Below are 16,304 nucleotides of genomic sequence, written 5' to 3'. Positions count from 1 at the left end.
CGTCAGCCCTCCAGCGACTTGGCGGCGGAATGGATCGCAGCGCGGATGCGGACATAGGTCGCGCAGCGGCAGATGTTGCCGTTCATCGCCAGGTCGATGTCCTGGTCGGTGGGCTTGGGATTGAGGCCGAGCAGCGCGGCCGCGCTCATGACCTGCCCCGATTGGCAGTAGCCGCATTGCGGCACATCGTGCGCGGCCCAGGCCTTCTGCACGGCGACGGCTTCAGTGGAGGTCAGCCCCTCGATCGTGGTCACCTCGCTCTTTCCGACCGCCGAGACGGGCAACGAGCAGGAGCGGACGGTCTGGCCATCGACATAGACGGTGCAGGCGCCGCACTGCGCGACGCCACAGCCATACTTCGTGCCGGTCAACCCGACATTGTCGCGGATGGCCCAGAGCAAGGGAGTTCCGGGATCGACATCGACCTGATGCTCGCGCCCGTTGATCTTCAATGTGAACGCCGCCATTGCCGCCCTCGCTGTCTTTCGTTCGACAACGCGAGTTAGATGCATTCGAGAATGGCTCGCAATTCACAGAGCCGTGCAGTGCATCAAAATATTTCTGCACCGGCGCGGAACGATCCGGCAGCGACGGAGCGAGATCCGTAGCCCGAATGAGCGGACGGCTGCGCCCGAAAGGGCGAAGGCGAAGCTCATCCGGGCTACGACACGCGTCCTGCGGCTACTTCACCGGATGCGGCATCGGCTCGCTGGCGAAGAACGCGGTAAGATTGGCGACCACGCAGGCCTGCATGGCGACGTGCGCCTCCCTGGTGTTGCCGCCGATATGCGGGGTCACCACCACGTTCGGCAGCATGGTCAGCTCATCCGGCGCATGCGGCTCGGTTTCGAACACGTCGAGGCCGGCGCCGGCGATGGTGCCGTCCTGTAGCGCCGCCAGCAGCGCGCGCTCGTCGATGACGGAGCCGCGCGAGATGTTGACGACATGGCCGTCGGGCCCCAGCCGCTTCAGGAGCCCGGCGTTGACGACGTGAGTGGTCTCGGTGCTGGCACGGACCGCGATCATCAGCACGGTGCACCATTCGGCGAGCGCCTCGAGGCTCGGAAAATATTGATACGGCAGGTCGTCGTAGCGCGTGCGGCTGAAATAGCCGATTTCGGTCTCGAACGCCGCGACCCGGGCCGCGATCTTGCGGCCGATCTCGCCCATGCCGTAGACGCCGACCTTGCAGCCGGCGAGGCTCGGCGGCGGCTTCATCAGCGGCGATGGTTTTGCGGACGCCCAGCCCCCGTCGCGGACGTAAGCGTCTGCCACCATCAGCCGCCGCGTGCTCGCCAGCATCAGCATCACAGCGACGTCCGCGACCGCCGCGGCATTGGCGCCCGGGCTGTGTGCGACGGCGATGTTACGGGCCGCGGCCGCCTCCAGGTCGACCCCGTCATAGCCGGTGCCATAGCAGACGATCGCCCCGAGCGCCGGGAGCCTGTCCATGTCGACTGCGCCGAGCGGCGTGCCGCCGGCCGTGATCAGCGCCCGGATCCGCGCGACCTCGTCCGCCGGAAAAACCTCGTGCGCCGGCTTGCCGCCGCTGTCGAGCAGTTCGAAGCGGTCGGCAAAGCGCTGGGTCAGCGACTTCGGCAGGCGGGAATAGATCAGGACCTTGTCGGGCATGGCGGCAGGCACTCCAAATGCGAAGGGCGGGATCGATGAACGATCCCGCCCTTCTAACTAACCTATGCCCGGCCGCTTACGCGAGCACGGTGCCCGGCTCGACCTTGACGCCGGGGCCCATCGTCGAGGACACAGCGACGCGCTGGACGTAGGTGCCCTTGGCGCCGGCCGGCTTGGCCTTCACCACCGCATCCGCCAGCGCCTTGATGTTCTCGACCAGCTTGTCCTCGGCGAACGAGGCCTTGCCGACGCCAGCCTGGATGATGCCGGCCTTCTCGACGCGGAACTCGACCGAGCCGCCCTTGGCGCCCTTGACGGCACCGGCGACGTCCATGGTCACGGTGCCGATCTTCGGGTTCGGCATCATGCCGCGCGGACCGAGCACCTTACCGAGACGGCCGACCAGCGGCATCATGTCGGGGGTGGCGATACAGCGGTCGAAGTCGATGTTGCCGTTCTGCACCTTCTCGACCAGGTCCTCCGCGCCAACCACGTCGGCACCGGCGGCCTTGGCTTCCTCGGCCTTGGCGCCGCGGGCGAACACGCCCACGCGCAGCGTACGGCCGGTGCCGTTCGGCAGCATGACGACGCCGCGGACCATCTGGTCGGCGTGGCGCGGATCGACGCCGAGGTTGATCGAGACCTCGATGGTCTCGTCGAACTTCGACACGGCCCGCTCCTTGATCATCTTGATCGCGTCAGCAAGCGGGTAGAGCTTGGTGCGGTCGATACCCTCGCGGGCCTTCTTCAAACGCTTTCCGAGTGCCATGGCCGCTTACCCCGCAACTTCCAGACCCATCGAGCGGGCGGAGCCCTCGACCATCTTCATGGCCGACTCGATCGAGTCGCAATTCAGGTCCTTCATCTTCTTCTCGGCGATCTCGCGCACCTGCGCCTTGGTCACCTTGCCCGCCTTGTCGCGACCCGGGGCCTTGGAGCCCGACTGGATCTTGGCGGCCTGCTTGAGGAAGTAGGACATCGGGGGGGTCTTCATCTCGAAGGTGAAGGACCGGTCCGCGTAAATGGTGATGACCACCGGGATCGGGGTGTTCTTCTCTTCCTTCTGGGTCTGCGCGTTGAACGCCTTGCAGAACTCCATGATGTTGAGACCGCGCTGACCGAGCGCCGGGCCGATCGGCGGCGACGGGTTGGCCGCGCCGGCCGGCACCTGAAGCTTCAGGTAGCCGGTTACTTTCTTTGCCATTGGGATTCTCCAATGCGCTCGCGATCTTGCCTGATGCGAACGCAACGCCTTGGGGCGACAAAACCCGTCGGGCGAGGTTTGGGACCGTGGTCCGGCGCGCTTGGCCCGGCTGGCAAAGCCGGTCACGCCTCCCACGAACGAAATCGCCCCCGTTTGGGGAGCGAAGGGCGCCCGATACACGAGATCGGACGAAAAGGAAAGGGTTGAGGGCAAAGCTCCCTCCTCCCGTCATTCCGGGGCGCCCGCAGGGCGAGCCCGGACTCCATAGCCACAGGGTGCCGCGTGAGGCACGCTGGAGCTGGCACTTCGCCGGCCCATTCCCGATCGAGGCTATGGATTCCGGGCTCAGCTCTGACGGCGGAGAAAGCGTGGATCGCCGGCCTCAGCCGACGACCTTCTCGACCTGGTTGAACTCGAGTTCGACCGGGGTGGCGCGGCCGAAGATCGACACCGCGACCTTGAGGCGCGAGCGGGCCTCATCGATTTCCTCGACCACGCCGGAGAACGAGGCGAACGGGCCGTCGGCGACGCGGACGTTCTCGCCGATCTCGAACGACACCGACGATTTCGGCCGCTCCACGCCTTCCTGCATCTGGTTCAGGATGCGCATCGCCTCGCCTTCGGAGATCGGCATCGGCTTGTTCTCGGCACCGAGGAAGCCGGTCACCTTGGGCGTGTTCTTGATCAGGTGGAACGCCTCGTCGGTCAGCTTCATCTTCACCAGCACGTAGCCGGGGAAGAACTTGCGCTCGGCGTTGATCTTTCGGCCGCGGCGCACCTCGGTGACGTTCTCGATCGGCACCAGCACCTGCTCGAACAGATCCTCGAGATTGCGCTGCTTGGCCTGCTCGCGGATCGACTCCGCGACCTTCTTCTCGAAGTTCGAATAGGCGTGGACGATGTACCAGCGCTTGTCGGAGCTTTGCGTTGCGATTGCCATCAGTGGATGCCCAGCACGAGGGTGATGAGATAACGGATGATCTGATCGGCGGCGAAGAAGAAGATCGAGGCCAGCGCCACCATCACGAACACCATGATCGTGGTGATGGTGACCTCGCGACGGCTCGGCCACGAGACCTTGGCGGTCTCCGAGCGCACTTCCTGCAGGAATTTGAACGGGCTGGTAGCCATCGTCAGGGGTCCTCGTCCGTCATCGGACGATTGAAGAGTTGACTGGGAAAACCGAACAGCCGACCGTGGCCCACCCTCTTGTCGGAGAGATGAGCCGAATCCACGGGCTCGCTTGTTCGGGGAGTGAAAAGCCGCGCCGGATATCCGCGTGTAGCGGGCCGGCTGCAGGTCCTCGATATCTACTGTCGACCCGGCCGAAGGTCAAGGTACCGAGGTGAACGACGCTCCTACGGCCCTCCGGCCCGGTCGGTTGGTGGATCTGCCCCAGGCGCGTGCGGCCGACGCGTTTCACTTCGGCGTCGCAAAATAGAAGTCGACCCGCCCCGGCACCGAGCCATAGGTATACGGCTGCTGCCGGCGTTCGGTCATGTCCATCACGTCGTCGCGCACGTTGTCGAACAGGCGGCGAACCTCGAGACCCGGAACCTGCATGTTCTTGACGAAGGCCGTGGCGAACGGCGAGTTCGCTGTATCGCCGTCGAGAGCGGTCTCGCCATGCTTTGCGGCGAACACGACCAGCGTCCCGGGATCGGGCTCCATCTGCGCCAGACCGCGGCTGACGGACCTGGACGCCACCGTCATGGTTCGCTTCATCTGACTGGCGAAGGGATTGTCGCGACATGCATCCAGCAGCACCAGGCGCAGTTGCTTGGCCCGCTCCGCGGAGTTGAGCACCTGATCGATCGAGACCGCTTCGAGGCTGATGTCACGATCGCTTGCGATCCTGGCATCGACCGGGATGAGATAGTTGACTCCTGCGACCTCCATGCCATGTCCGGCGTAATAGACGACGGCCCAGTCGGCGGACTCGGCCTGCCGTGCAAACTCGCGCAGCGCACCGACGAGTTGATCTCTGCCCAGGTCGTTCTCCAGCATCACGGTCTGAAAATTCGCCCGGCGTAGCGCGTCCGCCACCAGAGCGGCGTCCCGGCCAGGATTGGGGAGCGTCGGAACGTTCTGATAGGCCGAATTGCCGATCACCAGAGCGATCCGTTTGCCGGGTGAGTGGCCGGAAGCAAGAACGGCACCGAGGGCAGCCGGCTTGGTCTGGGCGGGCGGCGCAGCGTCGGCGCCGATGGCGTCGGCGATGTTGGCCTGCTGCCCCGTCTTGGATCCCTTCGCGCGCTGCGCCAGCTCCTGCTGCAGCTTCTTCTGCTGGGCTTCGAACGCTTTTGGGTCCGTCGGAGGCCCGTCATAGGCCTTGTTGAAGTCACGCAAGGGCAGGCTCATCGAAACCACCTGCCCGGTATTCATCGTGGCCTGAACGTTGATGGTCTGACCGCGGCGCAGGCTGCCCAACAGTTCCGGGGTGAGCTCGTAGTCCGACATACAACCGTTCTTGAAGCAGATGATGAACGGCTTCTGCAGACTCCGCTCGCTGTCGATCATCAACCGGGTGCCTTCGGCGAAATCCATGCCCAACGGCAGCGTGATCCGCAGCAGCCTCTTCGGGTCGGCTTCGGGCTCGATGACCACGGCCGCGAGCAAGGGTTGGCCCGTTTCGATCCGGCCGTCCTTGCCCGTGAAGCAGACCAACTTGGCATCGGCGTCCTTGCCCTTCAGGCAGAACTTGGTCCAGGGCGCCATGACAGAGAGATTCGGTTTCAAAATCGGGAGGCTCTTGTTGTTCCTGATCTTGAACAGAGCCACGAACATCTTTCTTTGCTGCTCGTCGACAGCATTCCAGTTGCCTGCCTTGGCACCGAGCGCCTGGGCCAAATCGGCGAGCGGAAGCGGAAGCGACAGCGGTGCGCCATTCGCATTGATGGCTTGAACGACCAGGCTCTTGCCGTTCTTCAGCATTTCGATCAGCTCAGGCGTCGCATTGTAGTCCGAGACGCAGCCGTCTGCGCCGCAGAACAAATAGGTGCTCTGGATCGGCTTCTCCGCGTCGACGATGATCCGCGTTCCGTGAACGGTTTGCAGACCGAGCGGGAGAACCACCCTTAAGACCTTACGGGCCTCCCCGTCTCTCTCGACGAGCACGGCCACGACAACTCGCTCGTTCTCGGCGGACCGCGCTGTCTTGGTGGTGAAACAGATCTGCTTGCCGTCAACATCTGCTTCGCGCGTACAGGCCTTCGCCCATGGGGAATACGACAGCTTGATCTCCTGCGCGGGCTTGGTCTGCGCTATCGCGGGTGAGGCCAGCACCGACAACAAGCCGAGCGCCAGTGCGATGCCGCTCCCGACCGCCAGCGCAGCAAAACTCCTCATGCTCCCAACCTCTTTCGCGCCTTCAATGCAGGGTTGAACGGCAGCCTACCGTGTTGCCGGGTTCGCGGCACGGAAAAAACAGCGCCTGCCCGACCGACATCGAGCATTCGCTCAACGGCCGCGCGGGCCTCGAAGACGAGCCACGGATTACCGCTGCCGACCCTGTCTTTCCGCGCGATGGGAGAACGGCGGAGCACCGCGACGAAATGCCGTGGTTCATGCGCAGCCCGCGCTTGCTCATGATGATTCGGGCCCGCATGCTGCAGCCCATAAGAACAATGATCCGGAGGAAATCCATGATGTCTGCCCCGCGGAAGGGCGTGATGAGCCTTGCGGCCATCGGCCTTGCCACTCTCGTCCTCACCGCCGTCCCCGCCCGCGCCCAGGCGCCGCTCAAGATCGGCGTGCTCAGCGACTTCTCGTCGGTCTATTCGGACATTGGCGGCCAGGGCAATCTCGAGGCGACCAAGCTCGCCATCGAGGAATTCGGCGGCACGATGTTCGGCAAGCCGATCGAGGTGATCAGCGCCGATCCGCAGAACAAGGCCGACATCGCCGCCGCGATCGTGCGCAAATGGTATGAGAACGAGGCCGTCGACATGGTCATCGACATGCCGACCTCGGCCACCGCGCTCGCCGGCATGGAGGTGTCGAAGCAGTTCGAGAAGCTGATGATCGTGACGGATGCCGCGAGCTCCGACATCACCGGCAAGTCCTGCTCGCCCTACACCGTGCACTGGACCTACGACACCTACGGCAATGCGCACACGGTCGGCAGCGCCATCGTCAAGAACGGCGGCAACACCTGGTTCTTCATCACCGCCGACTATCTGTTCGGCCATTCGATCGAGCGCGACACCGGCGACGTCGTGCGCGCCGCCGGCGGCACGGTGGTCGGGAGCGCCCGCCATCCCCTCAACAACCAGGACTTTTCGTCCTTCCTGCTGCAGGCCCAGGCCTCCAAGGCCAAGATCATCGGCATGGCCAATGGCGGTGGCGACACCATCAACACCATCAAGCAGGCCGCCGAGTTCGGCATCGTCGCTGGCGGCCAGAACCTCGCCGGCATCGTGATGTTCATCTCCGACATCCACAGCCTCGGCCTGAAGCTCGCACAGGGATTGATCATCACGGAGGCCTATTACTGGGACCTCAACGACCGCACCCGCGCCTTCGGCAAGAAGTTCTTCGACAGGATGAAGCGGATGCCGACCATGAACCAGGCCGCGACCTACAGCGCCACCCTGCACTATCTCAATGCCGTGAAGGTCGCCGGCACCCGCGACACCAGGCCGGTGCTCGCGAAGATGCGCGAGACTCCGGTGCGCGACGCCTTCACCGACAACGGCGTGCTGCGCGAGGACGGCCGCATGGTGCACTCGATGTTCCTGTTCGAGGTGAAGAAGCCGGAGGAATCGAAGGGCCCGTGGGACTATTACAAGGTGCTGGCGGAGGTGCCCGGCGACCAGGTGTTCCGGCCGCTGAAGGACGGCAACTGTCCCTATGTGAAGCAATAAGAGGTCGCCGAAACGCATTCGGGGCTCGCGCATCGCGGGCCCCGGCCTCACCTGTCTCGTCGATTTTTGGCTTAAGTGCTTGATCTCGCTGGCAGGAGTGGAGAGGCTCGAACTCCCAACCCCCGGTTTTGGAGACCGGTGCTCTACCAATTGAGCTACACTCCTAGCGAGCCGGGACAGTGTCGCCGGTTCGCGCGCTTTGAAGCATAGACCTCCCCCCGAATGCAAGGGTGCAATGGGGCAAATCGACTGGTCAGACCACAACTTCCGCGCCAGACTTGATGCAAACCGACAACAGGACTTCAGGGAGAGCCCATGACCCCGCCGACTGCCGCATCCAGCGTGCCCCTTTCCGCGCTCCGCTCGCTGACGCCGCCGCTGCCGGATGACCGCCCCGAGGCGCTGGGCCTGTCCCAGGCTCGGCTGCAGCGGGCCTCCGATGCATTCAAGCGCGAGGCCGACAAGGGAACCATCCCCGGCGCCACCCTGCTGGTCGGCCGCCGCGGCCGGATCGGCTGGTTCGACGCCATCGGCCGGCAAACGCCCGACGCCGACACGCCGATGCGGCCGGATTCGATCTTCCGCATCTTCTCGATGACCAAGCCGATCGTCTCGCTCGGGATCATGATGCTGGTCGAGGACGGCGAGCTGCTGCTGTCCGATCCGGTCGCCAAGTTCATCCCGGAATTCGGCGAGCAGAAAGTGGGCGTCGAGACCGGCGGCCAGCTGGAGCTGGTGCCGGTCGCCCAGCCGATGACGGTCCAGGACCTGCTGCGCCACACCTCGGGCCTCGCGTATGAGCACACCGGCACCGGGCCGGTGCACCAGCTCTACCAGCAGTCGCGGGTGCGCAGCCGCAAGATCACCAATGCCGAGCACGCGACAATCGTCGCCGGCCTGCCGCTGATCTGCCAGCCGGGCGCCGAGTTCAACTACAGCCGCTCGACCGACATTCTCGGGCGCATCATCGAGGTCGTCTCGGGCCAATCGCTCGGCGCCTTCCTCGCCGCGCGCATCCTCAAGCCGCTCGGCATGAACGAGACCGCCTTCTTCACCGCGGAGGTCAATGCCGGCCGGCTCGCCGAGCCGTTCGCCAAGGACCCGTGGACCGGCGAGGCGGTCAACCTGTTCAAGATGACCGAGCAGCCTCTGATGGAATCCGGCGGCGGCGGCCTTGTCGCGACCACCATGGACTACGCGCGGTTCTGCGCCATGCTGCTCAACCGCGGCAGCCTCGATGGCATCAGGCTGGTCGGCCGCAAGACGCTGGAGCTGATGGCCTCGGACCATCTCGGACCCCACGTGAAGACGCAGGGCACCCTGCTGTCGCCCGGTCACGGTTTCGGTCTCGGCTTCGCCGTGCGCCGCGAGGCCGGCATCGCCCCCTTCCCCGGCTCGCCCGGCACCTTCTTCTGGAGCGGCATCGCCGGCACGTTCTTCTGGATCGATCCGAAGGAGGAGCTGTTCTGCGTGTTCATGGCCCAGGCTCCTGGACAGCGCGACTACCTGCGCACGCTGGTGCGCGACGTGGTGTATGCCGCGGTGGAGTGAGGGGGCGCTTGTAGCCCGGATGAGCGCAGCGACATCCGGGATCTCGCGTACTCTTCGTGTGAACCCGCATGTCGCTTCCGCTCATGCGGGCTACGGGGCATATCACGTTTGCCCGGATGCAGCGACAACCACAACTGTCGTCCCGGCGAACGCCGGGACCCATACCGCGTGATCTGTCGTGGGATGTCACTGCCAGTTGCCTGCCTCATGACGGCCGGTGGTTATGGGTCCCGGCGTTCGCCGGGACGACACTGTTAGGTGAGGCCGCACCGCCGGCCACGCGAATAGTTCCCCTCAACTGATCGTCGCGCCGCCGTCGATCACCATGGTCTGGCCGGTCATGAAGTTGCCGGCGGCCGACCCGAGAAAGACCGCCGCGCCGGCGATCTCGTCGGGGATGCCGATGCGCAGCAGCGGCGAGCGCGCGGTGGAGGCCTTGAGGTTGTCCGGATTGTCCCACAGCGCTTTGGCGAAATCGGTCTTGATCAGGCCGGGCGCGATGCAGTTCACGCGCACATTGTGCGGGCCGTATTCGCAGGCGAGGTTGCGCGCGAGCTGCATGTCGGCAGCCTTGGAGATCGCGTAGGCACCGAGGATGGTCGAGCCCTTCAGGCCGCCGATCGACGACACGATGATGATCGAGCCGTCCTTGCGCGCGATCATCTGCGGCACGACCATGCTGATCAGCCAGTTGTTGGCGACGATGTTGTTGTCGAGGATCTTCCGGAACTGATCGTCGGAGATGCCGGCGAGCGGCCCGTAGTAAGGATTCGACGCCGCGTTGCAGACCAGCACGTCGATCTTGCCGTAGATGCGGTTGGCCTCGTCGACCAGGTTCTGCAGGTTCTCCTTGCTGGAGATATTGGCGGCGACGGCCGCCGCCGTGCCTGCACCGAAGCGGTCATTGAGCTCCTTGGCGACGGCATCGCAGACATCGGCCTTGCGCGACGAGATCACCACCTTGGCGCCATGCTCGGCCATGCGCTCGGCAATGGCGAGCCCGATGCCGCGGGTCGATCCGGTGATGACGGCGACCTTGCCGGTCATGTCGAACAGGGTCATGGGGAGTCCTCCTGGGTTGAGTTGTTATGAGTTGCGGGATGGCAGCCGCGAGCTCGGTCGCGTAGCCCGGATGAGCGCAGCGACATCCGGGGTCTCACGCGCTGCAACGGTGAACCCGGATGTCGCTGCGCTCGTCCGGGCTACGAAGTTCACTACGCCAGCTTGCTCGTCGTCACCTCCGGCCCGGCCGGCTGGTGCATCGCGCGGTGCGCGGCATCGGCGATCCATGGCTGCTGGTTGACCATCGGCAACCGCCAAGTGCTGATGTCGCCAGCCACGATGTGGTCGAGCCGGGTCACCGAGCAGTTGTCGATGTCGAAAGCCAGCCCCTTCTCGACCAGGCCGCCGAGCGCGAGGCCCACCGCGGCCTTGATGGTGCCGCCATGGCCGACGGCGATGACGTCGCGGCCGGCTTCCGAAACGGTGATACGAGCAATCGCCGCGGTGACGCGGGTGTACAGATCCATGTAGCTCTCGCCGCCCGGCGCCGGCTCATCGATGGCGGCGAACCAGTGGCTGCCCGCGGGACGGCTGGCCAGGAACGCGGCGCGGTTCATGCCCTGCCATTGTCCGAGATGCTGCTCGGCAAAAGCGGCCTCCCTGACCATCGCTGCGGGACGCGGGAAGCCGGCGGCCCAGATCGCCTCGGCGGTCTGATGCGTGCGCATCAGATTGCTCGCATACCACGCCGCACTGCGCGGCAGGATTTTTGCGACCGCCTCGAACACCTCGCGATCGGAGGTATCGCAGGCGATGTCGGACTGGCCGTAGATATTGCCGCCGTCGCTGCGCACCGGCGCGTGACGCACCCACCACCAGCGCGTGGTGACGACAGAAGGTTTCGTTGCATCAACCGACATCGCTCAACCCTTCCCTCCGCTCGTCTCCCGCTGTACGTGAAGGCCCAGATCGTCTCAAGCCGCTTGGCGATCTCAGCACGTTTGAAACGGCGTTTGAATTCCGTTGCGCGGCACGCAACTGACCACAATTGAAGCAGGAGGAAACATGGGCCGCCTCGAAGGCAAATCCGTCATCATCACCGGCGCCGGCAGCGGCATCGGCCGCGCCGCATCCTTGATGTTCACGAAAGAAGGAGCGCGGCTGATCGCGGTCGATCGCAGCGAAGGCGTCAAGGAGACGGTCGAGCTCGTCAAGCAGCAGGGCGGCATCGCGGAGGCCGTGATGGCCGACGCCGGTTCGGAAGCCGACGTGAGCGGCTTCATCGATCGCGCCGTTGCGACCTACGGCAAGCTCGACGTCATCTGGGCCAATGCCGGCATCTCCGGCGGCTTGATCCCGATCGCCGAACAGACCGTCGAGCACTGGCAGGAGATCCTGCGCATCAATCTGATCGGCCCGTTCCTCGCGGTGAAATACGCGATGCCGCACATGGTGCGGCAGCAGCGCGGCGCCATCGTCTGCACGGCCTCCGTTGCGGGCCTGAAGTCCGGCGCCTCGGGCCATCCCTATGCGGCGAGCAAGGCGGGCGTCATCAGCCTGGTGCAGACCACGGCCTACTCGCTGTCCGGCACCGGCGTGCGCATCAATGCGGTCTGTCCCGGCCTGATCGAGACCGGCATGACCAAGCCGATCTTCGACGGCGCCAAGGAGCGCGGCACCGAAGGCAAGATCGGCCAGCTCAATCCGTTGAAGCGCGCCGGCCAGCCGCATGAGATCGCCGCCATGGCCCTGTTCCTCGCCAGCGACGAGGCCTCCTACGTCAACGGCCAGGCGTTCCCGGTCGACGGCGGCCTCACCGCGTCGATGCCGTATGCGGGCAAGCCGATCTAATTGAATGGCTGCCTCACTCTCCGCTGTCGTCCCGGCGAACGCCGGGACCCATAACCACCGGCCGGAGTGAGGCAGGTAACTGACAGCGACATCCCTCGATGGATCACGCGGTATGGGTCCCCGCGTTCGCGGGGACGACACCTGTTGTTGCCGCACGACTGCGGCCCCTAAACCACGATTGCCCGCCATCCCCACCGCTGTCGTCCCCGCGAACGCGGGGACCCATACCCCCAGGGAGCGGTTTGAGGCAGGCTGACGGTTGGCTTTTGGCCCAACACATCTGCTGCGGCGTATGGATCCCGGCTCTGCGCACCGCCAGCGCGTTCGCGCTGTCGATGCTTGGCCGCAATGACGATATCCAAACATGCGCGTTCATTCCCGCGACGCATCCGCGCCCGAGTGATCCCAAGAAACTCACCGCCCTTCGCAATCGAAGGGCGCAGGGAAGGCCAGGCGTCGGCTGACGCCTGCGGCCCGCCTGCGAAAGAAATGCAGGCGGCAGGTACCACAGGTGCAGCCGAGAACACCCGGCCTTCCCTGCGCGATGGTCTTAACGCTTATACGCAGTCTCCCTGGTGCGCCGGGCTTGTTGGCCACCATCGCCGCGCGGCGCTCAGGCCAACGCGACTTGATACCAGCATCGGGGTATCAGGACCCTGCGACTTCACGTCCGCGAACTGCCGTTCGTCCGCGTAGCAAGCTACGCTGCGACATCTCCGCGGCCACCGCCTCCCCGCCTCGCGTGTCGTGACGATCGCGCGCAACGCCCCTCTCGTTGAGGCGGGATGGCGGCCATCAAATCACAAATTCCGAAAAAGCGAAAGTAAAATCTTTCGCCTGCCCAGGCTGAACGAGGCGATCACCTTGATCACGCTCGCAAACTTTCTTTGCCGGCGCGACCGCGTCGTGTCGCAGCGGACAGCGGTCTGGTTCAAGCGCAGGCATCGGCGCTCGCTGCGATTTTTTCAGCCCACGTCTTCGAACCGCCTGCTTCGAGCCTCCGTCGAACTTCGCAAGCGGACCATTCCGGCCTCGCCGAAACCGAAGGATGGATCAGATGTCGAGATTGTCGAAACTAGCCCTGCTCACCTTCGGCGCCCTGGCGGCCGGCGCGGCCATGACGGGCGCGAGCGCGCGCGAGATCCAATGGCCGGGCTGTGAGCTGGTCTCCTGGACGGCCTGCGGCACCGATGCACAGGTGCAGCAATCGCAGCGCCGCCAGAGCCGCGATACCTCGCCGATCTACATGAAGCAGACCGATCCGCGCTACAGCAACGCGCTGACCGCGGCCGGTGGTGGCGGCGGAGGTGGTGGTGGCGGCGGCGGCGGTGGGCGCTGAGCCCGCGCCAACGCGGGCCTGATGAGGAGCCCGGATGAGCGAAGCGACATCCGGGTTCAGCACTTCTGCCGGTGAAGAACCCGGATGTCGCTTCCGCTCATCCGGACTGCCAAGCTACGCCGCTCCGGCCTTCTGCGCGTAGGCCCAGGCCTGCTTGGTCATCGGCACCATGCGCTTGACGGACTCGATGGCCTTGTCGTTGGCGGCGGTGCCGTCGCGGATGCGGCCGATGATGCCCTGCAAAATGCCGGCGAGCCGGAACAGATTGTAGGCGAAGTACCAGTTGAGGTCCGGCAGCTCGGTGCCGGTGACGCCGCAATAGATCGCGGCCGCCTCCTCCATGGTCGGGATGTTCAGCGCCTTCAGGTCGACCCCGTCGAGGCCCGGCATGATCCACTGCATCAAGAGATAGGTGAAATCGGCCATGGGATCGCCGAGCGTCGACAGTTCCCAGTCGAGCACCGCGATGACGCGCGGCTCTGATGCGTGGAAGATCATGTTGTCGAGCCGGTAGTCGCCATGCACGATCGACACACGCTGCTGCACCGGCAAGGTGCGCGGCAACCACTCGATCAGCTTCTCCATTTCCGGCAGGTGCTCAGTCTCGGAGGCGCGATATTGCTTGGTCCAGCGATCGACCTGGCGGGCGAAGTAGTTGCCCGGCTTGCCGAACTCGGCGAGGCCGATCGCCGCCGGATCATAGCTGTGCAGCTTCGCCAAGGTCTCGATCTTGCTGGTGAAGATCGCACGCCGCTCGGGCGCTGCGACATGCGGCAGGGTCGGATCCCAGAACACCCGGCCCTCCTCCATCGACATGATGTAGAAGGCCGCGCCGATGACGCTGTCGTCGTTGCACAGCGCATAGGCCCTGGCGACCGGAAAGCCCTGCTTGCCGAGTGCGGCGATGACGCGGAATTCGCGATCGACTGCATGCGCCGACGGCAGCAGCTTGCCGAACGGCTTTCGCCTGAGCACGTAGGAACGCGCCGGCGTGTTCAGGCGATAGGTCGGGTTCGACTGGCCGCCCTTGAACTGGAGCACGGTCAGCGGGCCCTGATAGCCTTCGACATGCTCGGCCATCCAGGCCGCGAGCTTGGCCTCGTCGAAGCGATGCCGCTCCTCGACCGGCTTGGTGCCGGAGAATTCTTCGTCCTTCTTGACGCCGTCGGCCACGACGAACTCCCTTGGTGCTACGTCTCATCCTACGAGCCGCGGCGATTGCCGTCGCTCGTTTTTTTTCGTCATTGCGGGCGCCGCCTGCAATGCCCGTGAGAGGGCTCAGTTACGTAGGGTGGGCAAAGCGAAGCGTGCCCACCATCTTGCTTCGCGCTCGACAATGGTGGGCACGCCCCCGACTGCGCGCTTTGCGCACAGCCGGAGGCTTTGCCCACCCTACGAGTTCAATGCCGCGGCTCGTTGGCGTATTTCTTCATTTCGAGCCGGGCGATGGCGCGGTTGTGCACCTCGTCGGGGCCGTCGGCAAGTCGCAGCGTGCGGATGTTGGCGTAGTCCTTGGCGAGACCCGCATCATCCGACACGCCGGCGCCGCCGAACGCCTGGATGGCGTCGTCGATGATCTTCAGCGCCATGTTGGGGGCGGCGACCTTGATCATCGCGATCTCGCCCTGCGCGGTCTTGTTGCCGACCTTGTCCATCATGTCGGCCGCCTTGAGGCACAACAGCCGGCACATCTCGATATTGGTCCGGGCCTCGCCGATGCGCTGCTCCCACACCGAATGCTCGATGATCTTCTTGCCGAACGCGGCGCGCGTCATCAGCCGGCGCACCATCTTCTCCAGCGACTCCTCGGCCTTGCCGATGGTGCGCATGCAGTGATGGATGCGGCCGGGGCCGAGGCGGCCCTGCGCGATCTCGAAGCCGCGGCCCTCGCCGAGCAGGATGTTCTCCGCGGGCACGCGGACGTTCTCGAGCAGCACCTGGGCGTGGCCGTGCGGCGCGTCGTCGAAGCCGAACACCGGCAGCATCTTCTCGACCTTGATGCCGGGGGTGTCGAGCGGCACCAGGATCTGCGACTGCTGCTGATGCTTGGCGGCCGACGGATCGGTCTTGCCCATCAGGATCGCGATCTTGCAACGGGGGTCGCCGACGCCCGACGACCACCATTTGCGGCCGTTGATGACGTAATGATCGCCGTCACGCACGATCCGCGTCTCGATGTTGGTGGCATCCGACGACGCGACCGCCGGCTCGGTCATCAGGAAGGCCGAGCGGATCTCGCCGTCCATCAGCGGGCGCAGCCATTTGCGCTTCTGCTCCTTGGTGCCGTAGCGGATGAACACCTCCATGTTGCCGGTGTCCGGCGCCGAGCAGTTGAACACCTCGGAGGCCCAGGAGATGCGGCCCATCTCCTCGGACAGCAGCGCATATTCGAGATTGGACAGACCGGCGCCGCGGAACTCGTCGTCCTCATGTGGCGACGGCGGCATGAACATGTTCCACAGCCCTTCGGCCTTCGCCTTGGCCTTGAGGTCCTCCAGGATCGGGATCACCTTCCAGCGATCGCCCTCGGCGTCCTGCTGCTTGTAGATCGGCACCGCCGGGCGGACATGCTTGGTCATGAAGCTGCGCACGCGCTCCAGCCATTCCTGCTGCTTCGCCGACATCGTGAAGTCCATGGGACTCTCCTTGGGTGTTTCCTCTGAAATTTTGGCCGCAGTGTCGGCCCGCCCACGGCGTCCGTGCAAGTGTGATCTTGCGCAACACGACCGCGCGAACCGTCGCTGCAGCGCCGAAATGTCGCCCCACGGAAGAACCGTGATTGACATCGCGGCCGTCTCAAACAATAGTTTCATACAATTGTTTGAAACGCAACTCCCCGCTTCATCGTTCGGGAGGACGA

Annotated in this window: 15 protein-coding genes and 1 tRNA gene; 4 read left to right on the top strand and 12 right to left on the bottom strand. The window is 65.0% G+C overall.

Features of this window, described 5'->3' with window-relative positions:
- Window positions 1–2: 2 nt before the first annotated feature.
- The 7 genes from QX128_RS14110 to QX128_RS14080 all read right to left on the bottom strand — a co-directional run bounded on the left by QX128_RS14110 (window position 3) and on the right by QX128_RS14080 (window position 6,121).
- Window positions 3–467: a (2Fe-2S)-binding protein gene (locus QX128_RS14110; RefSeq protein ID WP_315800980.1), complete on the bottom strand. Its 465-nt coding sequence runs from the start codon at window positions 465–467 to the stop codon at window positions 3–5.
- Between the two features lie 214 nt (window positions 468–681).
- Window positions 682–1,632, bottom strand: coding sequence for a 2-hydroxyacid dehydrogenase (locus QX128_RS14105; protein WP_316237728.1), 951 nt, complete (start codon window positions 1,630–1,632; stop codon window positions 682–684).
- 76 nt (window positions 1,633–1,708) lie between these two features.
- Complete coding sequence (gene rplA, locus QX128_RS14100; RefSeq protein ID WP_315754183.1) at window positions 1,709–2,401, bottom strand: 50S ribosomal protein L1; 693 nt, start codon at window positions 2,399–2,401, stop codon at window positions 1,709–1,711.
- Between the two features lie 6 nt (window positions 2,402–2,407).
- Complete coding sequence (rplK, locus tag QX128_RS14095; protein ID WP_012045056.1) at window positions 2,408–2,836, bottom strand: 50S ribosomal protein L11; 429 nt, start codon at window positions 2,834–2,836, stop codon at window positions 2,408–2,410.
- A 382-nt stretch (window positions 2,837–3,218) separates the two neighbouring features.
- Window positions 3,219–3,776 (bottom strand): transcription termination/antitermination protein NusG, encoded by a 558-nt coding sequence (nusG, locus tag QX128_RS14090; protein ID WP_009031827.1) that lies wholly within the window; start codon window positions 3,774–3,776, stop codon window positions 3,219–3,221.
- On the bottom strand, window positions 3,776–3,967 hold the full coding sequence (secE, locus tag QX128_RS14085) for a preprotein translocase subunit SecE (protein WP_315800982.1): 192 nt from the start codon (window positions 3,965–3,967) through the stop codon (window positions 3,776–3,778). Before secE ends, nusG begins: the two co-directional genes overlap by 1 nt.
- A gap of 288 nt (window positions 3,968–4,255) precedes the next feature.
- Entirely contained in the window at window positions 4,256–6,121 is a 1,866-nt protein-coding gene (locus QX128_RS14080) for an invasion associated locus B family protein (RefSeq protein WP_315801371.1), read from the bottom strand.
- A gap of 359 nt (window positions 6,122–6,480) precedes the next feature.
- Between QX128_RS14080 and QX128_RS14075 the strand changes: the two genes are divergently transcribed.
- Window positions 6,481–7,701, top strand: a complete 1,221-nt coding sequence (locus tag QX128_RS14075; RefSeq protein WP_316237727.1) for an ABC transporter substrate-binding protein — start codon at window positions 6,481–6,483, stop codon at window positions 7,699–7,701.
- Window positions 7,702–7,790: 89 nt separating this feature from the next.
- On the opposite strand, the gene QX128_RS14070 is transcribed toward QX128_RS14075, so the two are convergent.
- Window positions 7,791–7,866 (bottom strand) — tRNA-Trp (locus tag QX128_RS14070).
- Between the two features lie 150 nt (window positions 7,867–8,016).
- Here QX128_RS14070 and QX128_RS14065 point away from each other — a divergent pair.
- The gene (locus QX128_RS14065) at window positions 8,017–9,252 is read left to right on the top strand and encodes a serine hydrolase domain-containing protein (protein ID WP_315800984.1); all 1,236 of its coding nucleotides are present in this window, start codon (window positions 8,017–8,019) and stop codon (window positions 9,250–9,252) included.
- A 294-nt stretch (window positions 9,253–9,546) separates the two neighbouring features.
- On the opposite strand, the gene QX128_RS14060 is transcribed toward QX128_RS14065, so the two are convergent.
- Both QX128_RS14060 and QX128_RS14055 read right to left on the bottom strand, forming a co-directional pair.
- Entirely contained in the window at window positions 9,547–10,314 is a 768-nt protein-coding gene (locus QX128_RS14060) for an SDR family oxidoreductase (protein WP_315800985.1), read from the bottom strand.
- Window positions 10,315–10,466: 152 nt separating this feature from the next.
- Window positions 10,467–11,174 (bottom strand): histidine phosphatase family protein, encoded by a 708-nt coding sequence (locus tag QX128_RS14055; RefSeq protein WP_316177093.1) that lies wholly within the window; start codon window positions 11,172–11,174, stop codon window positions 10,467–10,469.
- Between the two features lie 145 nt (window positions 11,175–11,319).
- Between QX128_RS14055 and QX128_RS14050 the strand changes: the two genes are divergently transcribed.
- Both QX128_RS14050 and QX128_RS14045 read left to right on the top strand, forming a co-directional pair.
- Entirely contained in the window at window positions 11,320–12,105 is a 786-nt protein-coding gene (locus QX128_RS14050; protein WP_316237726.1) for an SDR family oxidoreductase, read from the top strand.
- A 1,057-nt stretch (window positions 12,106–13,162) separates the two neighbouring features.
- Window positions 13,163–13,444: a hypothetical protein gene (locus tag QX128_RS14045; protein ID WP_316237725.1), complete on the top strand. Its 282-nt coding sequence runs from the start codon at window positions 13,163–13,165 to the stop codon at window positions 13,442–13,444.
- 114 nt (window positions 13,445–13,558) lie between these two features.
- Here the strand turns inward: QX128_RS14045 and QX128_RS14040 are convergent, their stop codons facing one another.
- Both QX128_RS14040 and QX128_RS14035 read right to left on the bottom strand, forming a co-directional pair.
- The gene (locus tag QX128_RS14040) at window positions 13,559–14,617 is read right to left on the bottom strand and encodes a phosphotransferase family protein (RefSeq protein ID WP_316237724.1); all 1,059 of its coding nucleotides are present in this window, start codon (window positions 14,615–14,617) and stop codon (window positions 13,559–13,561) included.
- A 227-nt stretch (window positions 14,618–14,844) separates the two neighbouring features.
- Complete coding sequence (locus QX128_RS14035) at window positions 14,845–16,080, bottom strand: acyl-CoA dehydrogenase family protein (RefSeq protein WP_316237723.1); 1,236 nt, start codon at window positions 16,078–16,080, stop codon at window positions 14,845–14,847.
- Window positions 16,081–16,304 lie beyond the last annotated feature (224 nt).

The organism is Bradyrhizobium sp. SZCCHNR1015 (assembly GCF_032489875.1).
Lineage (GTDB): Bacteria > Pseudomonadota > Alphaproteobacteria > Rhizobiales > Xanthobacteraceae > Bradyrhizobium.
The sequence above is the reverse complement of the archived record's forward strand: the minus strand, read 5'-3'. Positions and strand labels throughout refer to the sequence as shown.